The following is a 15,435-nucleotide window of genomic DNA, read 5'->3' as shown; positions in this document are numbered from 1 at the left end:
ATAGACACACTAAAAACCGAGATTTTTAGTGAATTAAAGAGTGAATCAGGCCAGCTGCGACTTAGTGCTAATAATCTGACTTAATCGCACGTTCCTTAGCCAGTATTATCAAAACGCAAACGGCCGATTACTGGGAAGCATTTCTAAATGAAAGACGTATTCCTGCTGCTCGTATTCGCCGTATGGAAGAAGTCATGGCCGATCCGCAAATCGCCGCTCGTAATGCAATACAAACACTGAATGATCCAGACAGCCAAGTAAATGGCTTAAAGGTGCCAGTGTCTGCGTTTAATTTATCCAGCAGCCCAGCACAAGTGAACAAAGCCCCTCAGCCAATCGGTGCACAAAGCGCAGAACTGCTCAAAGAGCTTGGCTACTCAGAACAAGACATCGCCAAGATGCGAGAACAAGGCGCCACAAACTAGGTATCTAGCGAAATACCATCGTATTTTTCCAAAGGGCGAACTCATTCCAGATAATTTGCCCTTTTTACCGTATAAAATACATTCAAGATAAGCATAAATTTTATCGTGACGAGGAACTTAACTCAGCGCTAGAATTCCGTTTGACAGTACTTTTTCTTTTCCATCAAAGGCCACAACAATGATCTACACAGTGGAATGCTCATTCAATGATCCAGCTAAAGAAGCAGAATGGAATAAGTTTTACAGTAACGACAAACTGCCCGCACTTATTTCTGTCAACGGTTTCTTCACCTCTCAACGCTTCATTGCATTAACCAAAGACTGCCCGCGTTATCTCGCCATACACAGCATAGACGAAGCAGACGTACTAACCAGCCAGCATTACAAACAAGCTGGCGGCGGTAACTTTGCTAAATGGCAAGAACACATCACAGATTGGCACCGCAATATTTACGATATGCCCAAACGAGCACAAGCCGTGAATGACGATGAATACTTACTTTGTAGCGAAGAATCGCCGCAAGCTTTGCTAGACCTTGGGTTGGAACCCATTAGGTTAAACGCCATTGCATTAGATAAATATCCTGCAAAGCGTTGGTTGGCGGTAGCTAGCCATCTCTCATTAGATGAAATCAAAGCTGGCTCAGCAAAAATCCATATCTACCAAGCCATGGGAAAACAACTTAAAAGCTTTTAAGACCGCTGCAATAACTGATTAATAAAGAAAGTAGACTTTTCCCTTAACATCTTCGCTTGGCCATTTAGTGATTCTACCGAATGGCTCATCTGTAACGCTTCATCGTTGACGCTTTGCGCTTGATGATAAATTTCACTAGATGACTGTTGAGCATCCTCTGCTTGATGAACCAAGGCGTTCAGCCTTTCCCGAATGTCATGGGTTGACGTTCGTTGAAGCTGAACACTGTCGGCTACTTCTTGGGAGATATTATTAATCTGATTAATAATCACTGACGTGCTTTCTAATCCTTTGATGGTTTGTTCTATCGTGGTTCGAACCAATTCAATTTGATCCGAAATACTGTCGGTGGCTTGGGAAGTTTGCGAAGCAAGGTTTTTCACTTCCGACGCCACCACGGCAAAGCCTCGACCTGCTTCACCAGCTCGGGCGGCTTCAATCGCCGCGTTCAAAGCCAATAAATTGGTTTGATCCGCGATGGATTTTATTAAGCCAATCACTTCACCAATATTCACCGCCGCAGACGACATTTTTTGAATCAAGGCATCCGAACGTTCTGCTTCTTCGACACCCGTTAAAGAAGCATCTGTAGCTTGAGAGATTTTATCAGAGATCACTTGCGAGCCTTCCCAAAGCTCACTAACTGAGGCCGAAAGCGTTTGCATGTTTTGTGCCGAGACGTCAGTTATTTCCGAGGTTCGTTGCGCTTCTTTTAGTGTCGTTTGAATCGCTGTCACCAAATGCCCAGATGACGTATTGAGGCTTGCTGCCGAATCATTAATGTCATTGGCGACACTTTCTACATCGTCTTTAAATTGGTTAGTAAAACCTTCTAACAGCTCTTTATTTTCCAAAATCGAAATCGTATAAGGCGTTTTACCAACCATGCTCAAGGTCACAATGGCGGATGTGGTAAAAGTACTGCCATCGGCTTTTTTATAGGTTAAACCACCACGCCAATATCGATACTTTTTCAGCTGAACTTTGCCTTTTTCCATCATCTCATCACGAGTTCTTCCGCCTGGCTGAATCTCGTTTAAAATCGTATTAAGGTGTTTACCTTTTAACTGAGCCGCCGATTTATAACCTAGCGCCTTCAACATGGCGCTATTCACAAAGGCTAAGCCTTTGTTTCGACCTGAACCTAAGCAATTAATAAAAGCGGGAGACGATAAGTTTTCGATCACTTGATGACCAAGAGCTTGCTGACCAATGAATTGACTAAATAAAGTCGTTATTTTCATCTCTAACATCCTTTCATAATTCGCTGATTTTCAAACCGATTAACCTTTATCTTTGCTGCTACGACAAGAATGTCATACAGACTCATAGCAATATCATTTAGGCTATGCTTCGCCGTAAAAACAGCTTCAACGCCGATCATCTCTAATGCATTTTTGTCTGAAGCTGGAATCACGCCACCTATGAAAATGGGGCAATCAGTACGGATTTTTTGAGTAAGTTGTGTAACAAAAGGAATATGCGCTCCCGATAAAATCGATAAGCCAATACCATCGTATTGATACATCCCATCTTGCTGGATAATGTCGTCAAGGCTAGAAAAAATAGGCAAGTAATCCACTTCGATACCAAGGTCTCGAAGTAAAGAAACAATCACTTTCGCACCTCGGTCGTGGCCGTCCAAGCCTACCTTAGCGACTAAAAAGCGCAGCGGTCGACCCAACTGACTCGACAATGCTTGATAGCGCTTAACCATCTCCGCATCAAGATGAGCGCAAAATAGTGCTGGTTCTATGTGCTCTGGTTTCAAGTAACGCGAGTTTTCATCCGTCAGCGCCTTGATGCATTCCCCAACCGTGACTCTGGCTCGGATCGCCTCAATGGTAAAAGGCATGAGGTTTTGCTTACTTCTCGCTGCGGCTTGCAACGCCTGCAAAGCACGTTTAACGGCACCATCATCACGCTTTAATTTTAACAGGGCGAGCTTTTTTGATTGTAGCAACAGCGTTTTGTCCGAGGCGATTACGCGCTCATTTTGAGGGCTCAATGACGAACTTTGATAGCAATTTTTGCCCACGATCTTTTTGTTTAAAGCTTCTTCATCCATGGCGGTTTGTAACGCCTGCCGATGAATAAAAGCCGTTAATTGGCCCGATGCCACCAGCGCCAACACGCCGCCTTCTATCTCTATGTTATTTTGCATGGTTCGCACATACTCGATCATGCTTTGGGTCGCGCTTTCCATCATGTAAGAACCGCCCCAAGGGTCAACCACATCGCCGATGCCTGTTTCATGTTGCAAAATAAATTGTGTTTCTAATGCCACTTTACTAGCTTGATCCGAAGGTAAAGAGATGGCTTCATCATAAGAGTTGGTATGCAGGGATTGCGTACCACCGAAAACGCCAGCCATGGCTTCGATAGTCGTACGCACAATGTTATTGAGCGGTGAGCTTTCGGTTAGCGACACGCCCGAGGTTTGGCAATGCATTTTCAGCCGTTTTGCGCTCTCGGAACGAATACCAAATTCGTCTAATAATTCACTCCATAAAAAACGCGCGGCTCTTAGCTTTGCCACCTCTTTATAGAAACTCATGCCAAGGCCAAAGAAAAAGCTCAAGCGTTTAGCAACGAATTCAAGGTCGATACCTTGCTGCTGAAAGTGAGTTAAATACGCTCGTGCATTGGCCATGGTTAGAGCGAGCTCAAGCTCTGGGGATGCTCCGGCCTCTTGGAAGTGATAACCTGAAATCGACATGCTATTAAAGCGTGGCATGTGTTCCGAACAATAAGCCACCACATCAGACACCACTTCCATAGAAAAATCCGGTGAGTGAATATAGGTATTGCGGGCGATGTACTCTTTGAGAATATCGTTTTGAATGGTGCCGCTAAGCTTATCAGGCGCTACGCCCTGCTCTTCAGCAGCGACGATATAACACGCCATAATAGGCAACACTGCGCCATTCATCGTCATGGACACACTGACATTGCCAAGATCAATGCCATCAAACAACACCGCCATATCTTCAACAGAATCAATGGCAACGCCCGTTCGCCCCACATCGGCGGCCGCCAGATCATGGTCTGAGTCAAAGCCTAAATGCGTGGGCAAATCAAACGCCACCGATAAACCCGTTTGCCCTTGCGACAAGGCGCGCTTAAAAAACGCATTGGTTTCCAGTGCTCCTTCAAAACCAGCGTATTGACGAATCGTCCAAGGCTTTTGCTGATACATTTTTTCATATGGGCCACGCACAAAAGGCGCCGTTCCATGGGCATCACGCCAAGAGTCAGCCGTTTCTGGCACCATCGAATACACGCCTTCGATCTTGGCTAAAGAAGGCGCTTTCATGATTCGCCCCCTACATCTGTTGAATTTTTTAAACCAGCTTGCTTCTCTTGAAATCGGACAAGTGAATGATCCAGATAGCGTTTTCGAGTGATGACATTGGCAATAAGAGCGTGATCCGATTGACGATAAAGGCGCCCGCAATGGCTCAGCAATGATGAGTCTTGATCAGCAGATGGCATGGCGTACAGGTCAGCTTCTAATCCATCGTCTAGATTGATATTGCCATAGTAGCAAATAGTACGTTCAACGGTTTGCCACAAGGCCATACTGTTTCGCTCAGAAGTGTGATTGAGCGCTTGTAAATCTGATTGAAAAAAGCGTTCAGCGCGATCTATCACGGCTTGAAATTGCGCGAAATATAAGAAATCCGCCCCATTAAAATCCGCATAAGGACAAGGCTGATACAAAAAAGGCCGCTCACTGACAGACAGTGCCACATCGGACAAGGTTCGCCCTACTTTGTGTTGTGCCATCATTTGGCTTGCCGCCTCGCAAGCGAACCAATCACCCTTCGCCATTTCACCACGAGCAACACTTTGGTTATTACCAAGTTCGGATCGGCTGACAAAGCTGGATAACAATGCCACTTGAGCGATAGGCTGCCTAGCCATCCCAACGCTATCCATATCGCCTTCTTCGAGATAAAAATCATGACAGCTATATGAACGAGATGGTGAGACACGCGTCAGCTGCGTCTCTATCCATAATCGGCTGTTTTCAGTCACTTGGTGCAATGCCGCGTAACTGATTTTCACCACAAGAAACGCGGCGTACATATGTCGACCTTGTTGATCGACAAAGTTTGGAGTAGGTAAATCAAGGCGTTTTGCTAACGCAAGCCAATGTTGATGACCGCATTCCTTGAGTAGCCAGTTTTCACTCAAACCGCCCAAGGCTAACTGTGGCATTCCAATAAAATAGTCTTGCGAGACAGAAACGTAATCCATTGATTTTTCTGCCATATTAAGACGCCTCAGACAAAGATTCAGTCGATTCTTTTTCTTCTACAGCCTGACGAATCACATTGCTAAGATACGCCGCATCAGCCGCCACGCCAGAGAATCGACCGGATCCCCAAGTGTACAACCAAGGCAAACCAATAAAATACACGCTTTTTTCATTCGCCACACCACGACGGTGAACCGGCGCGCCCATACCGTTGAAAACAGGTAAATCCAGCCACGAAAAGTCAGGCGTAAAACCAATACACCAAATGATGCTGGTAATGCCAGACGCGGCTAAATCCAAGTTTTCACGTTCTTCTTTTGGCTCCCACACTGGCTGATAAAGCGGTTCAACGGGGGCATCAATGCCGTTTTTTTCGATATAAGCATCGATGCGCGCATTGATGTTTTTGTAAGTATCGTCAGCGGCGTCTAAATTCGCGGCTAAGTTGGGTTTGAAAATAAATTGGCCATCTTGGTAATTTTCCATCAAGCCAAACAGCTCCATGCCTTCCAAGGCAAATTTACGCAAATCAATTTCTCGACCGCCGTCGCGCCCTGTCACATAGTGGTTGGTGTTATCACGAACCCCTTCACGCAATGGATGTTCATCCACAGACTTTTGGTAATAGCCCATGTCATCCAGCCATTCCACCACATCTTTACCGCGATATAGGCGAGCAACACGCGGTGCATTGCCAGTCGCCAGAAAGACTTTTTTACCATCAATATGCAGATCTTCGGCGATTTGCGCACCTGATTGACCCGAACCCACCACCAGCACTGCACCATCAGGCAATTGCTGTGAGTTTTTATATTGATTAGAGTGAATCTGAAGTACGCTTTCTGGAATGCGCTCAGCCATACGAGGTATAATCGGCTTCAAGTAACCACCTGAGGCAATAACTACTTGGTCGCCCGTAAATTCCCCTTTTGTGGTAACCACATGGAATTGACCGTTATCCAGTTTGCTAACTTTTTCAACGCTCACGCCTTCTAAAATTGGCGGTTGAACTTTGGCCGCGAAACGATCCAGATAACCAATGATCTCTTCTCGCTTCATAAAGCCTTTTGGATCATTTCCATCGTAAGGATGGTTTGGCAGTTCACATTGCCAATTAGGTGTCACCAAGGTGAAGGAATCCCAGCGTTGGGTTTTCCAGCTGTGCATCATGGTGTTTTTTTCAAAAATCAGATGGTCAATATCTTGCTCTTGCAAGCAAGCACTCATGGACAAACCGGCTTGACCACCGCCGACAATTAATACGGAATAATGAGTTGGTTGGCTGTTTTGTGCAGTAGGCATAATGGTTTCCTCTAATCGATAAATCGTGTGACTTTCACAGATGCATTAGGTGTTGTTTCATAACTGGCGCAGCGTGTCTTGATGACACCGAGCTGATCCATGGCACTAGAACAGGCATAGCCGAAACGCTCACGAACACGATTGCTCGCCGCGTTTAGTGCCGTTTCACTGGTCGCCAAAAATTCGTTTAAGGGATACTCTTTTCCCGCACTAAAGTGCTCTTTAATGACACTGGATGGGGAATAACAGGCTTCGGTTTTACCATCAGGCCAAACCACTTCAAATTGCACTACAGGCATAACATCCTCTCTTTTTCGCGCGATTCTTGCTTATCTTGTCGAAAGCCTAAAAAGGCCGCTTGTTCAAAGTCCCAAAAGGTGACGTTTTGACCTTCGTCTATCACCTCAATGGAAGGTCGTTCTGTCACATGTCCCATCGCGGCGGCATGAATGTCTCGGCTTTGAAAAAGCGCCACCACATCATCCACCTTGTCGACTGGACAAGTCATGACAAAACCAAAACTTGGGAAAGCGCACAGCCAATCTGACCAACTCACTTGATCGGGTTTTGGGATCTGCTGCAAAAACACATCCGCACCTTTTTGCGAGCAATCCATAAACATGGCTAAGGTGCCCAACAGCCCTGCTTGGCTGATGTCTTTACAGCCTGTCAGCCAGCCTTTTTCAGCCAATAACGGCAGCAACTCTAGGTCGCCTCGCAACCGTTCAGCGGGGGCGTTCGTCGTGGCATTCCAATTAAGATAAGGCGCGCGAAAAGCCCCTCGTTGATCCATGGCAACCACAATGGCGTCTCCAGTATTGGCATCGAAACTGGTTAACACTTCATTGGCATGACCCAAAATTGAAACAGCTAACTGTGTGGTTTTGCTGTTATGGCTGGTATGACCACCCACAACAGGCACGCCATAAGTCGTAGATGCGGCGTTCATACCCGCAAAAATTTGCGCACTGACGTCGTCCTGCGCACTCCACAAAGCATTCACCACCGCTTTTGCTCGACCGCCCATGGCGGCAATATCGCTGACGTTAACCATGACGCCACACCAACCTGAAAACCAAGGGTCCTGTGCGACAAAATCTGGCAGAAAGCCTTCTATCGCAAACAAGTCATAGCCGTTGGCGCTTTTCAGCACCGCTGTATCATCGCCATTTGAAAAACCCGACTCATTGCGCTTTTCAAATGAAGATATAACCGGCGCCAACGCCACCTTTGATGCCACTCCTGGGTAATGGCGAACGGTCTCAATGAGTTGTTGAAGCATAAGACGCCTCCCCAACACCGTGCGCGAAATCGGATTTGATCAGATTGGGTTCCAAACCCAACAAATATGGGCTGACTTCTGTCGCCTTAACTGGTCGACCAGAAACCCAAAAGCCTAAAGATGGCTGGCTCAATGGTGGATAATGCTCAAGATCGGCCTGCATTTTGGCGTGCTTCATGCCATGAATATCTTGATACCCTATCGTTGCCCAATGCAGCCGCTTAAACAGCACTTCGTTCTGCTCTTGCACCGTGGCTAAAAAGGTATGACAACCTAAGGTATTGGCGCTGGACACGGCGAGGCGAATCAAACTCGCGCCCAATACACCTTGGCGACGAAAGGCTTTTTTTACCGCCAAACGAGAGCCCCACCATAAACCAGGCACAGGTTGATGAATCCGCACTGTGCCCACCACTTCTTCTGGCATCCCTAAGATTGACGTGGTGACAATTAATGGCTGCGCGATCAGATCAATGTCGTCTCTATCATGTTCTTGGAACAAGCCTTGTTCTTCGCAGAACACTTCACGGCGAATGCAATTGGCTTGCTCAATTTCCCAATCATTCGTCGCCCATTTCACTTGGAATACACGACCTTGTTTAGACAGTGACATCGGCAGCCTCCTTTTCAAATCGAGAGAGAGACGAGCAAGCACCACAGCGTGCGCAACCAGCTTTCACTTTGTCGGAAGTCATATGGAGATTCACCAATTCTTGCGCCAAAGGACGCAATACCGCCTCCATAAAAGACGCCGTTGGCGCAGGACGATCTTCTAACGGGGTACCAGAAATCGGCACAAAAGGCACCACAAAGGGATAAACACCCATGGCAACCAGCTTGCGACAGGTGTCGATAATGGTTTCTTCTGTGTCACCAAGGCCTGCCAGAATATAAGTGCTCACTTGGCCTCGCCCAAACACCGCCACTGCGTCTTCAAAGGCTTGAAAATACTCATCCAAAGACACTTCCGATTTACCCGGTGTAATAGTTTTGCGTAATTCGGGCGTAATCACTTCTAAATGCATGCCTAAGGAATCAATACCCGCGTCTTTCATGCGTTGATACCAAATAGGATCTTTCGGTGGCTCGCACTGACCTTGAATGGGCACATCAACTACAGCTTTGATGCCTTTGGCACTTTCACACATGACTTTCGCCCCGCGATCAGCACCAGCAGGCGTGCCTGTGGTCATAACAATGTGCTTGATGCCATCTAATTCCACCGCGGCTTTTGCCACTTCCGCTAATTGTTCCGGTGTTTTATGAGCAATGGTGCGCCCTGCTCGTAGCGATTGCCCGATGGAGCAAAACTGACACGCTTTACGACGGCTTTCGTAACGAATACAGGTTTGTAATACCGTGGTAGCAAGCACATCGGTGCTGTGCAAGGTGGCAATATGTGAATAGGGAATGCCATCAGCAGTGGATAATTTGTAAAACTCAGGGTCTTTGGCAAAAGTCACATCAGCCAGCGGGATACTATTCGATAACAATTGAGAAAATGGCTTATTTTGTGCCGTATCGTCTGCATTATGAATACCTTCATCTGACATCTCTTCATTCGAAAGCGTAAACGGCGATGCCCATGCGGTTTGGGTATAAATCGGCACCATTAACGTGGTACCATCCACTGTGATCGCTTGATGATCGGATGGACCCGCGCCACCACGGCGACTCACGTGCTCCTGATCCAACGAGGTCAGACGCAAGCCTTTGGTTTGTAACTCAGTTAGGAATTGAGATGCTTTCATTTTGAGTTGTGTCGTCATGTGACTCTCCTCCATTGAATGATTCAGGTAACACTGAGGTACGAAAAGTGTCTGGCTCAGACTCGGGTAAGCCTGCAACGTATTGCGATACTTGAGCATTCATTTGTAAGCTCAAAAGCTCAGGGCGTGCGTAATGCCCAACGGAATCCATCATGCGTTTGCGCTTATCGATCAAACGGAAATCCAAATCCGCGTAGATAAAACCTTCGCCTTCAGTCATAGGTGGAACAAGGTGTTTGCCCTCTGGCGAAATGATCGCGGTATTGCAGCCATTTCTTAGGGCTTTTTGCATGGCTGGATCGGGTGTGATGCTTTGAATTTGAGCCTCGGTGAGCCAACCGGTGGAATTAATCACGAAACAACCCGACTCTAAAGCATGATGACGAATAGTGACGTCCATTTGTTCACCAAAGATCGGTCCCACTAACGACCCAGGAAATTGCGCGCAATGAATTTGCTCGTGTTGCGCCATTAATGAATAACGAGCCAATGGGTTGTAATGCTCCCAACACGCCAACGCACCAATTCGCCCTACTGCAGAATCAACCACTTTTAGACCCGAGGCATCACCTTGCCCCCAAATCATGCGCTCATGATAAGTCGGTGTGATTTTGCGACGCTTCAGAATCAGCTCGCCGGTTTTATCGAACACCAATTGGGTGTTGTATAAGCTGCCGTTATCGCGCTCATTCACGCCGACCACGACGACCATTTGACGCTCTTTGGCTTTGTGACCAATAGCTTCTGTTGTCGCACTCGGCACAACAACTGCTTCTTGGTACAAACGTAGATGCTCAGGGCCTTGGCTAACAGGCGGCAGCACAAACGAAAAATAAGGGTAATAAGGCATGAAGGTTTCAGGAAAAACGATGAGCTCTACACCGCTCTCAGCCGCTTCATCAATCATGTTCAGTACTTTGCGCAGCGTACCGGCCAAACTCTCCAAATCAGGAGAAATCTGGACGGCCGCGGCGCGAACGATTGGGTAATCACTCATCGCCGCGGCTCCTATTACATTGTCCAGGTATCAATGATCAACGCATTATCACGACGATGTAGAAGTTTAAGATCCAATACATCCAATGGATTAATCGGTCTAATCCCTTCAATCAAAGAGCGTTCGCCGTGACCATAAAGCGCTTGAAGAGCAAAACGACACGCGTAAACTTTCCCGCCTTCTGCCATAAATTTTTTCAACTGATTGTTGAAGTTCATGTGACCCGGAAACGCTTCGTCACCCAAAGTAGGAAAACCACGTTGTACACCCAAGTTCACCCCTGGGCCGTAAAGTAGAATACTGGTTTCGTAGCCTTTACGAAGTAGACGAGTGGCTTGCAGCATGTTCACAAAGCCAATGGAACCTTCAAAGGCAACCGTGTGAAAAGTCACTAAGGCTTTCTCACCAGCTTCTGCTTTCACGTCTTCAAAGACTTTTTCTTCGTAATCAACTAGGAAATCACCATCTTTGTTCAGTGTGTGTGTTACTTCTGGCATGTTTTCTCTCCGATCAAGTTGTTGTGTAAGAAACCGATGTGTTCAATTTCAACTTGAGTATTGCAACCGGAGTGCCAATGATCGTAAGACAAAAAGCAATCAATGTGCGATAAAGCAAAACATGAGTGAAAAAATTCACAAGAATTTTTTTTTAAAATAGATAAAAATAGGTTTAAAGCTAGATCTAGCCTAACCTCTACTTCGCACTATAAAGTTTCATTATGCTCAGACAGTCACCAATTGAGTGCAAAAAACGAACATAAAACAACGCTCAATCCATAAAAGGAGAGGTAAATAATTAGAAAAACGTGGAAAAATCAGGAAGAGAAATAAAAAAGGCAGATTTATAGAACCTGCCTTGAAATGCGCCATTGTTGATTAAACTATTTTTGAAACACAACGCCGGACTTTGGGCGCTCGTCCACCGTAAGTTCAAAAATGTCTGGACGCGAATAATGACCACATACATCTAAGTCATAACGAGCTTTAGGAATATCCGCAAGATCAATCGACGCGCTAAGCAAACCTTCTCTATCTTGCAATGGTCCAGCGAGAACATTGCCCATAGGATCGATAATAATACTGCCTCCACGGATCAAACGGCGTTGATTATCCCAATTAGGAACATCAATACCAAGTACTTCTGGCGAAGGCTGAATTTGACACGCACTCACCACAAAACAGCGGCCTTCGTGACCAATATGACGCATGGTGCTTTGCCAAATATCCCGCTCATCGACCGTTGGCGCACACCAAATATCCACGCCTTTGGCATACATGGCTGCACGTAATAACGGCATATAGTTTTCCCAACAGATAGCGCCGCCCAATCGGCCTGCTTGACTTTCTACCACAGGTAAGGTCGAACCATCACCCAGCCCCCAAATAAGACGCTCCGTTCCGGTGGGCATGAGTTTACGATGTTTCGCTTCAAGGCCATTCTCTGGAGTAAAGTACAAAGACGTACAGTAGAGCGTGCTACCACTGCGTTCAATCACACCAATAACAATCGCCGCTTTGGTTCTTGCTGATAACTCAGCCAAAGTATCGGTTTCCTCACCTGGGACCGTCACAGCGTTATCGAAATAAGTGGCAAACGTCTCGCGGCCTTCATCGATTCGATAACCAAGGTAAGTACCAAAGGTTTCTCCTTTAGGATAACCACCCAGCAAGGCTTCCGGCATAACCACCAGCTTGGATTGAGAGGCAATGATTTGCTCTTCAAAAGATAAGATATGCTCTAAAGTGCGAGCTTTGCCCTCAGGATGAGAGCCAATTTGTAATGCACAGACGATAAACGCTGACATAAATACTACCTCGTTAACGATGTTTTCTTGATGAAAGTATTGGTCACAAAACCTCTATTCAGAGTAAAGTCTTTTGATAAACTCCAACATCCCAATCCATGACTAAGCATTATGAATGACATCAATATTTCATCGACTGACATGAACTTGTTAAAAGTATTTGAAGCCCTCTACATAGAAGGCAGCGCCAGTCGGGCAGCGCAGACTCTTGGCCTCACTCAATCAACGGTGAGTGCCTCTTTGCGTCGACTAAGAACACTTTATAACGATCGTTTGTTTGTAAGAGAAGGCAAGGGATTAGCTCCAACGACCACAGCACATCAGCTAAAACCACTGATTTTTGATGCTCTCGATAAAATTCGTGAAACCCTACAATTGGTCAATCACAACACAACCAACTATCAAAACCGCACCATAGTAATCGGCTTATCCGATGATTTTGAAATTGCGCTAGCCGGTAAATTGATTGAAAAATTAGCCTTAGATGCGCCGCATTTACGTCCTATTTTTCGCCAAGCCTATAGCGTCATTGTGCCGGACTTATTACAAGACAACGTTATTGATGTTGCCATCACTTCTGGCACAGGAAATAGCCGCTTTATTCGCCGCCAATTATTGGGAAAAAGCCATTACAGTTGCATTATTAACCGTCGTTACACCCAAAAACTTCCATTACTGACCTTAGAAGAATTCATTAGCTTTGATCATGTTTTGGTGTCGTCCGCGGGTTATGTAGGCATTGTCGATAATGCCCTAGCAAGAAATCATTTGAAGCGTCATATCATTGCTTCAACCACACATTTCGCTGCTTTACCCTTTTTTTTGCAACAAGAAAATCGTATCGCAACTATTCCAGCCCACGCTGCAACCGCCCTAGCACAACTAGACGATCTTACAGTTCTGCCATGTCCTCTTGAGCTAGAAAGTTACCCCGTTGAAGCGGCTTGGCGAGCAAAAGACGACCAAAGTCCGCTCATTCAAACAGTTGTGGCTTCGATCAAAACTGTGCTTGAAAGCATTTTGTCTTAACAAAGAAAGTAGTAACTACTTGCGACATTTATAAAATTGATTGCATAATAAAATACAATCAATTTATCTAACTGAAAGAGCCAACTATGTCGACATCACTTCTGGCCACTTGGAAAAAAGAACTCGATAACAAAGGCAAATATCCTGCCTACAAACGTATTGCCGAACTGATTAACGAAAACATCGAATCAGGAAAACTGCAGCCGCAAGATAAGCTGCCGCCGATGCGTGATCTTGCGGAAGCCTTAGGGATTAATTACTCAACCGCTTCTCGTGCCTATAGCGAAGCGAAAAAGCGTGGACTCATCGACACCACCACAGGCGCGGGCAGTTTTATTAAAGGCAAAGTACCCGCGGTAAAACCGAGTCTAGCGCCCTATGAAATGACCATGAATTTGGTGATCGAACCATCGATTCCAACGCTATTAGAAGAGCTAAAAGACGGTGCGTTAAGTAGCATTGCCTCGGCAGACTTATTAAGCAGTATTCGCTACCAAGATTTTGGCGGTAGCCCAGAAACCAAACAATGCTTTTTAGGATTAATAAAACGACGCGTGATGAATGCCACCTTAGATAGAGTGGTTTCTTGCCCCGGCATCCACAGTGGCTTGGTCGCTTTGGTCACTCAGTTATGCAGTAATCAGCAAATTATCTGTGTCGATAGCCTTACTTATCCGGGCATTAAAACCATTGCCGCTCAACTTGGCAAAACCCTATTTTCCCTGGAAAGAGACAGTGACGGCCCATTGGTGAATGCCTTCGAAGACGCTTGCAAAACCCACGATGTCGCCGCGCTGTACATCAATCCAACCATGCAAAATCCAACCTCAGCCAGTATTTCAAAAAGTCGTCGAGAAGCGTTAGCAGACGTCGCATTGCGCTTTAGTATTCCAATAATCGAAGACGATGCCTATGGTTTAATCAGCCATGATTCGGCTCCCACCTTTGCGACGCTTGCACCAGAATTAACTTATTACATCAATGGCTTATCTAAGTGCTTTGGCCCCGGAATGCGCACCGGTTTTATATTGTGCCCAACGCATCGTAAAGCCGAATACACAGCTGGCGCATTACGCTCCTTGAATGTGATGGAAAACCCGATTATGCATACCATTGTCTGTCGCTGGATAAACGAAGGGACGTTAGATCACATGATCCAAGCAATTAAAAGAGAAGCCAATGCGCGGCAAGTAATGATCAAAGAAACATTAAAAATACACAGTGTATTGATGGAAGAAAACGCCTTTCATTTTTGGATAAAACTGCCTAAACACCTAGGTTGGAATCCATCAGATTTGGCTACAAAGCTTCGTTCATTAGGGGTTAATGCGGTTTCTAGCGCGGCATTTGCCACGGACAACAATCCGCCACAAGCATTAAGAATTTGCTTTGGTGGTCCATCTTCAAGACAACATTGCCAAGAACAAATGACTATTTTATCTGAACTACTCAACCAGCCTGCGCACCTAGCCAGAGTCATGTATTAAAAAGGGAGCGCGTTGAGCGCTCCCTTTTTAATATCTAAAGGCCTTTATTTGAAACAGAACGTTATTTAGATTCCATTCCAGCCAAAGTCATACCAAAGCGTATAATCGTCGCGACCACTAAAAGTGAGCCAACGCCAAGCGCCTAAAAAATCAGTAACCATTTAAATTGATGAAGACTTTTTTTCATCGTACTTTCCTCCAAACTAACTTCAGAAAAGGCTGGCTCGCTTTAAACACCAGCCCTTTTGTTATCTGCTTTCTAGGGAGCATGCGATCAAGTCTAGGGAACATACGAACAAGTAAGACAATTTTTAGCTGACTTTCAGCTTGTGACAGTATTTCCTCAGAAGCGACATTTAATCACCACTTAACCCACTTG

15 protein-coding genes are annotated in these 15,435 nt (G+C 45.8%); 4 read left to right on the top strand and 11 right to left on the bottom strand.

Annotated elements, in window-relative coordinates; genetic code table 11:
- Positions 1–83 precede the first annotated feature (83 nt).
- Both DFP77_RS18600 and DFP77_RS18595 read left to right on the top strand, forming a co-directional pair.
- Complete coding sequence (locus DFP77_RS18600) at positions 84–425, top strand: CoA transferase (protein ID WP_114413697.1); 342 nt, start codon at positions 84–86, stop codon at positions 423–425.
- Positions 426–603: 178 nt separating this feature from the next.
- The gene (locus DFP77_RS18595) at positions 604–1,122 is read left to right on the top strand and encodes a sugar ABC transporter (RefSeq protein ID WP_114413696.1); all 519 of its coding nucleotides are present in this window, start codon (positions 604–606) and stop codon (positions 1,120–1,122) included.
- Here the strand turns inward: DFP77_RS18595 and DFP77_RS18590 are convergent.
- The 11 genes from DFP77_RS18590 to DFP77_RS18540 form a co-directional block, all read right to left on the bottom strand.
- Entirely contained in the window at positions 1,119–2,366 is a 1,248-nt protein-coding gene (locus tag DFP77_RS18590) for a methyl-accepting chemotaxis protein (protein WP_181858592.1), read from the bottom strand. The two genes, DFP77_RS18595 and DFP77_RS18590, sit on opposite strands and share 4 nt — an antisense overlap.
- 2 nt (positions 2,367–2,368) lie before the next feature.
- The gene (locus DFP77_RS18585; protein WP_114413694.1) at positions 2,369–4,438 is read right to left on the bottom strand and encodes a methylmalonyl-CoA mutase family protein; all 2,070 of its coding nucleotides are present in this window, start codon (positions 4,436–4,438) and stop codon (positions 2,369–2,371) included.
- Positions 4,435–5,400 (bottom strand): Pnap_2097 family protein, encoded by a 966-nt coding sequence (locus tag DFP77_RS18580; protein ID WP_114413693.1) that lies wholly within the window; start codon positions 5,398–5,400, stop codon positions 4,435–4,437. The genes DFP77_RS18585 and DFP77_RS18580 overlap by 4 nt, the downstream gene beginning before the upstream one ends.
- A 1-nt stretch (position 5,401) precedes the next feature.
- Entirely contained in the window at positions 5,402–6,688 is a 1,287-nt protein-coding gene (locus DFP77_RS18575) for an MSMEG_0569 family flavin-dependent oxidoreductase (protein ID WP_114413692.1), read from the bottom strand.
- Between the two features lie 11 nt (positions 6,689–6,699).
- Positions 6,700–6,987, bottom strand: coding sequence for an MSMEG_0570 family nitrogen starvation response protein (locus DFP77_RS18570; protein WP_100188210.1), 288 nt, complete (start codon positions 6,985–6,987; stop codon positions 6,700–6,702).
- Positions 6,978–7,970, bottom strand: coding sequence for a sll0787 family AIR synthase-like protein (locus tag DFP77_RS18565; RefSeq protein ID WP_114413691.1), 993 nt, complete (start codon positions 7,968–7,970; stop codon positions 6,978–6,980). The genes DFP77_RS18570 and DFP77_RS18565 overlap by 10 nt, the downstream gene beginning before the upstream one ends.
- Positions 7,951–8,583: an MSMEG_0567/Sll0786 family nitrogen starvation N-acetyltransferase gene (locus DFP77_RS18560; RefSeq protein WP_100188208.1), complete on the bottom strand. Its 633-nt coding sequence runs from the start codon at positions 8,581–8,583 to the stop codon at positions 7,951–7,953. The genes DFP77_RS18565 and DFP77_RS18560 overlap by 20 nt, the downstream gene beginning before the upstream one ends.
- A complete protein-coding gene (locus DFP77_RS18555) occupies positions 8,570–9,739 on the bottom strand; it encodes an MSMEG_0568 family radical SAM protein (protein WP_114413690.1) in 1,170 nt (389 codons plus the stop codon). The genes DFP77_RS18560 and DFP77_RS18555 overlap by 14 nt, the downstream gene beginning before the upstream one ends.
- Positions 9,696–10,736 (bottom strand): Nit6803 family nitrilase, encoded by a 1,041-nt coding sequence (locus DFP77_RS18550; protein WP_100188206.1) that lies wholly within the window; start codon positions 10,734–10,736, stop codon positions 9,696–9,698. The genes DFP77_RS18555 and DFP77_RS18550 overlap by 44 nt, the downstream gene beginning before the upstream one ends.
- 14 nt (positions 10,737–10,750) lie before the next feature.
- Complete coding sequence (locus DFP77_RS18545; RefSeq protein ID WP_100188205.1) at positions 10,751–11,233, bottom strand: MSMEG_0572/Sll0783 family nitrogen starvation response protein; 483 nt, start codon at positions 11,231–11,233, stop codon at positions 10,751–10,753.
- A gap of 383 nt (positions 11,234–11,616) precedes the next feature.
- Entirely contained in the window at positions 11,617–12,540 is a 924-nt protein-coding gene (locus DFP77_RS18540) for a carbon-nitrogen hydrolase family protein (RefSeq protein ID WP_114413689.1), read from the bottom strand.
- A 111-nt stretch (positions 12,541–12,651) separates the two neighbouring features.
- Between DFP77_RS18540 and DFP77_RS18535 the strand changes: the two genes are divergently transcribed.
- Positions 12,652–13,569: a LysR substrate-binding domain-containing protein gene (locus DFP77_RS18535; RefSeq protein WP_100188203.1), complete on the top strand. Its 918-nt coding sequence runs from the start codon at positions 12,652–12,654 to the stop codon at positions 13,567–13,569.
- An 86-nt stretch (positions 13,570–13,655) separates the two neighbouring features.
- Positions 13,656–15,056 carry an aminotransferase-like domain-containing protein gene (locus tag DFP77_RS18530; protein ID WP_100188202.1) on the top strand — a complete coding sequence of 467 codons (1,401 nt, stop codon included), beginning with the start codon at positions 13,656–13,658 and terminating at the stop codon, positions 15,054–15,056.
- Positions 15,057–15,435: the final 379 nt, after the last annotated feature.

Source organism: Marinomonas foliarum, from assembly GCF_003337275.1.
Classification (GTDB): domain Bacteria; phylum Pseudomonadota; class Gammaproteobacteria; order Pseudomonadales; family Marinomonadaceae; genus Marinomonas; species Marinomonas foliarum.
This window is presented reverse-complemented; position numbering and strand designations above follow the sequence as displayed.

Coding starts and splice junctions, on each gene's coding strand:
- DFP77_RS18595 (WP_114413696.1), top strand. CDS start 604: ATGATCTACACAGTGGAATGCTCATTCAATGATCCAGCTAAAGAAGCA.
- DFP77_RS18590 (WP_181858592.1), bottom strand. CDS start 2,366: ATGAAAATAACGACTTTATTTAGTCAATTCATTGGTCAGCAAGCTCTT.
- DFP77_RS18585 (WP_114413694.1), bottom strand. CDS start 4,438: ATGAAAGCGCCTTCTTTAGCCAAGATCGAAGGCGTGTATTCGATGGTG.
- DFP77_RS18580 (WP_114413693.1), bottom strand. CDS start 5,400: ATGGCAGAAAAATCAATGGATTACGTTTCTGTCTCGCAAGACTATTTT.
- DFP77_RS18575 (WP_114413692.1), bottom strand. CDS start 6,688: ATGCCTACTGCACAAAACAGCCAACCAACTCATTATTCCGTATTAATT.
- DFP77_RS18570 (WP_100188210.1), bottom strand. CDS start 6,987: ATGCCTGTAGTGCAATTTGAAGTGGTTTGGCCTGATGGTAAAACCGAA.
- DFP77_RS18565 (WP_114413691.1), bottom strand. CDS start 7,970: ATGCTTCAACAACTCATTGAGACCGTTCGCCATTACCCAGGAGTGGCA.
- DFP77_RS18560 (WP_100188208.1), bottom strand. CDS start 8,583: ATGTCACTGTCTAAACAAGGTCGTGTATTCCAAGTGAAATGGGCGACG.
- DFP77_RS18555 (WP_114413690.1), bottom strand. CDS start 9,739: ATGACGACACAACTCAAAATGAAAGCATCTCAATTCCTAACTGAGTTA.
- DFP77_RS18550 (WP_100188206.1), bottom strand. CDS start 10,736: ATGAGTGATTACCCAATCGTTCGCGCCGCGGCCGTCCAGATTTCTCCT.
- DFP77_RS18545 (WP_100188205.1), bottom strand. CDS start 11,233: ATGCCAGAAGTAACACACACACTGAACAAAGATGGTGATTTCCTAGTT.
- DFP77_RS18540 (WP_114413689.1), bottom strand. CDS start 12,540: ATGTCAGCGTTTATCGTCTGTGCATTACAAATTGGCTCTCATCCTGAG.
- DFP77_RS18535 (WP_100188203.1), top strand. CDS start 12,652: ATGAATGACATCAATATTTCATCGACTGACATGAACTTGTTAAAAGTA.
- DFP77_RS18530 (WP_100188202.1), top strand. CDS start 13,656: ATGTCGACATCACTTCTGGCCACTTGGAAAAAAGAACTCGATAACAAA.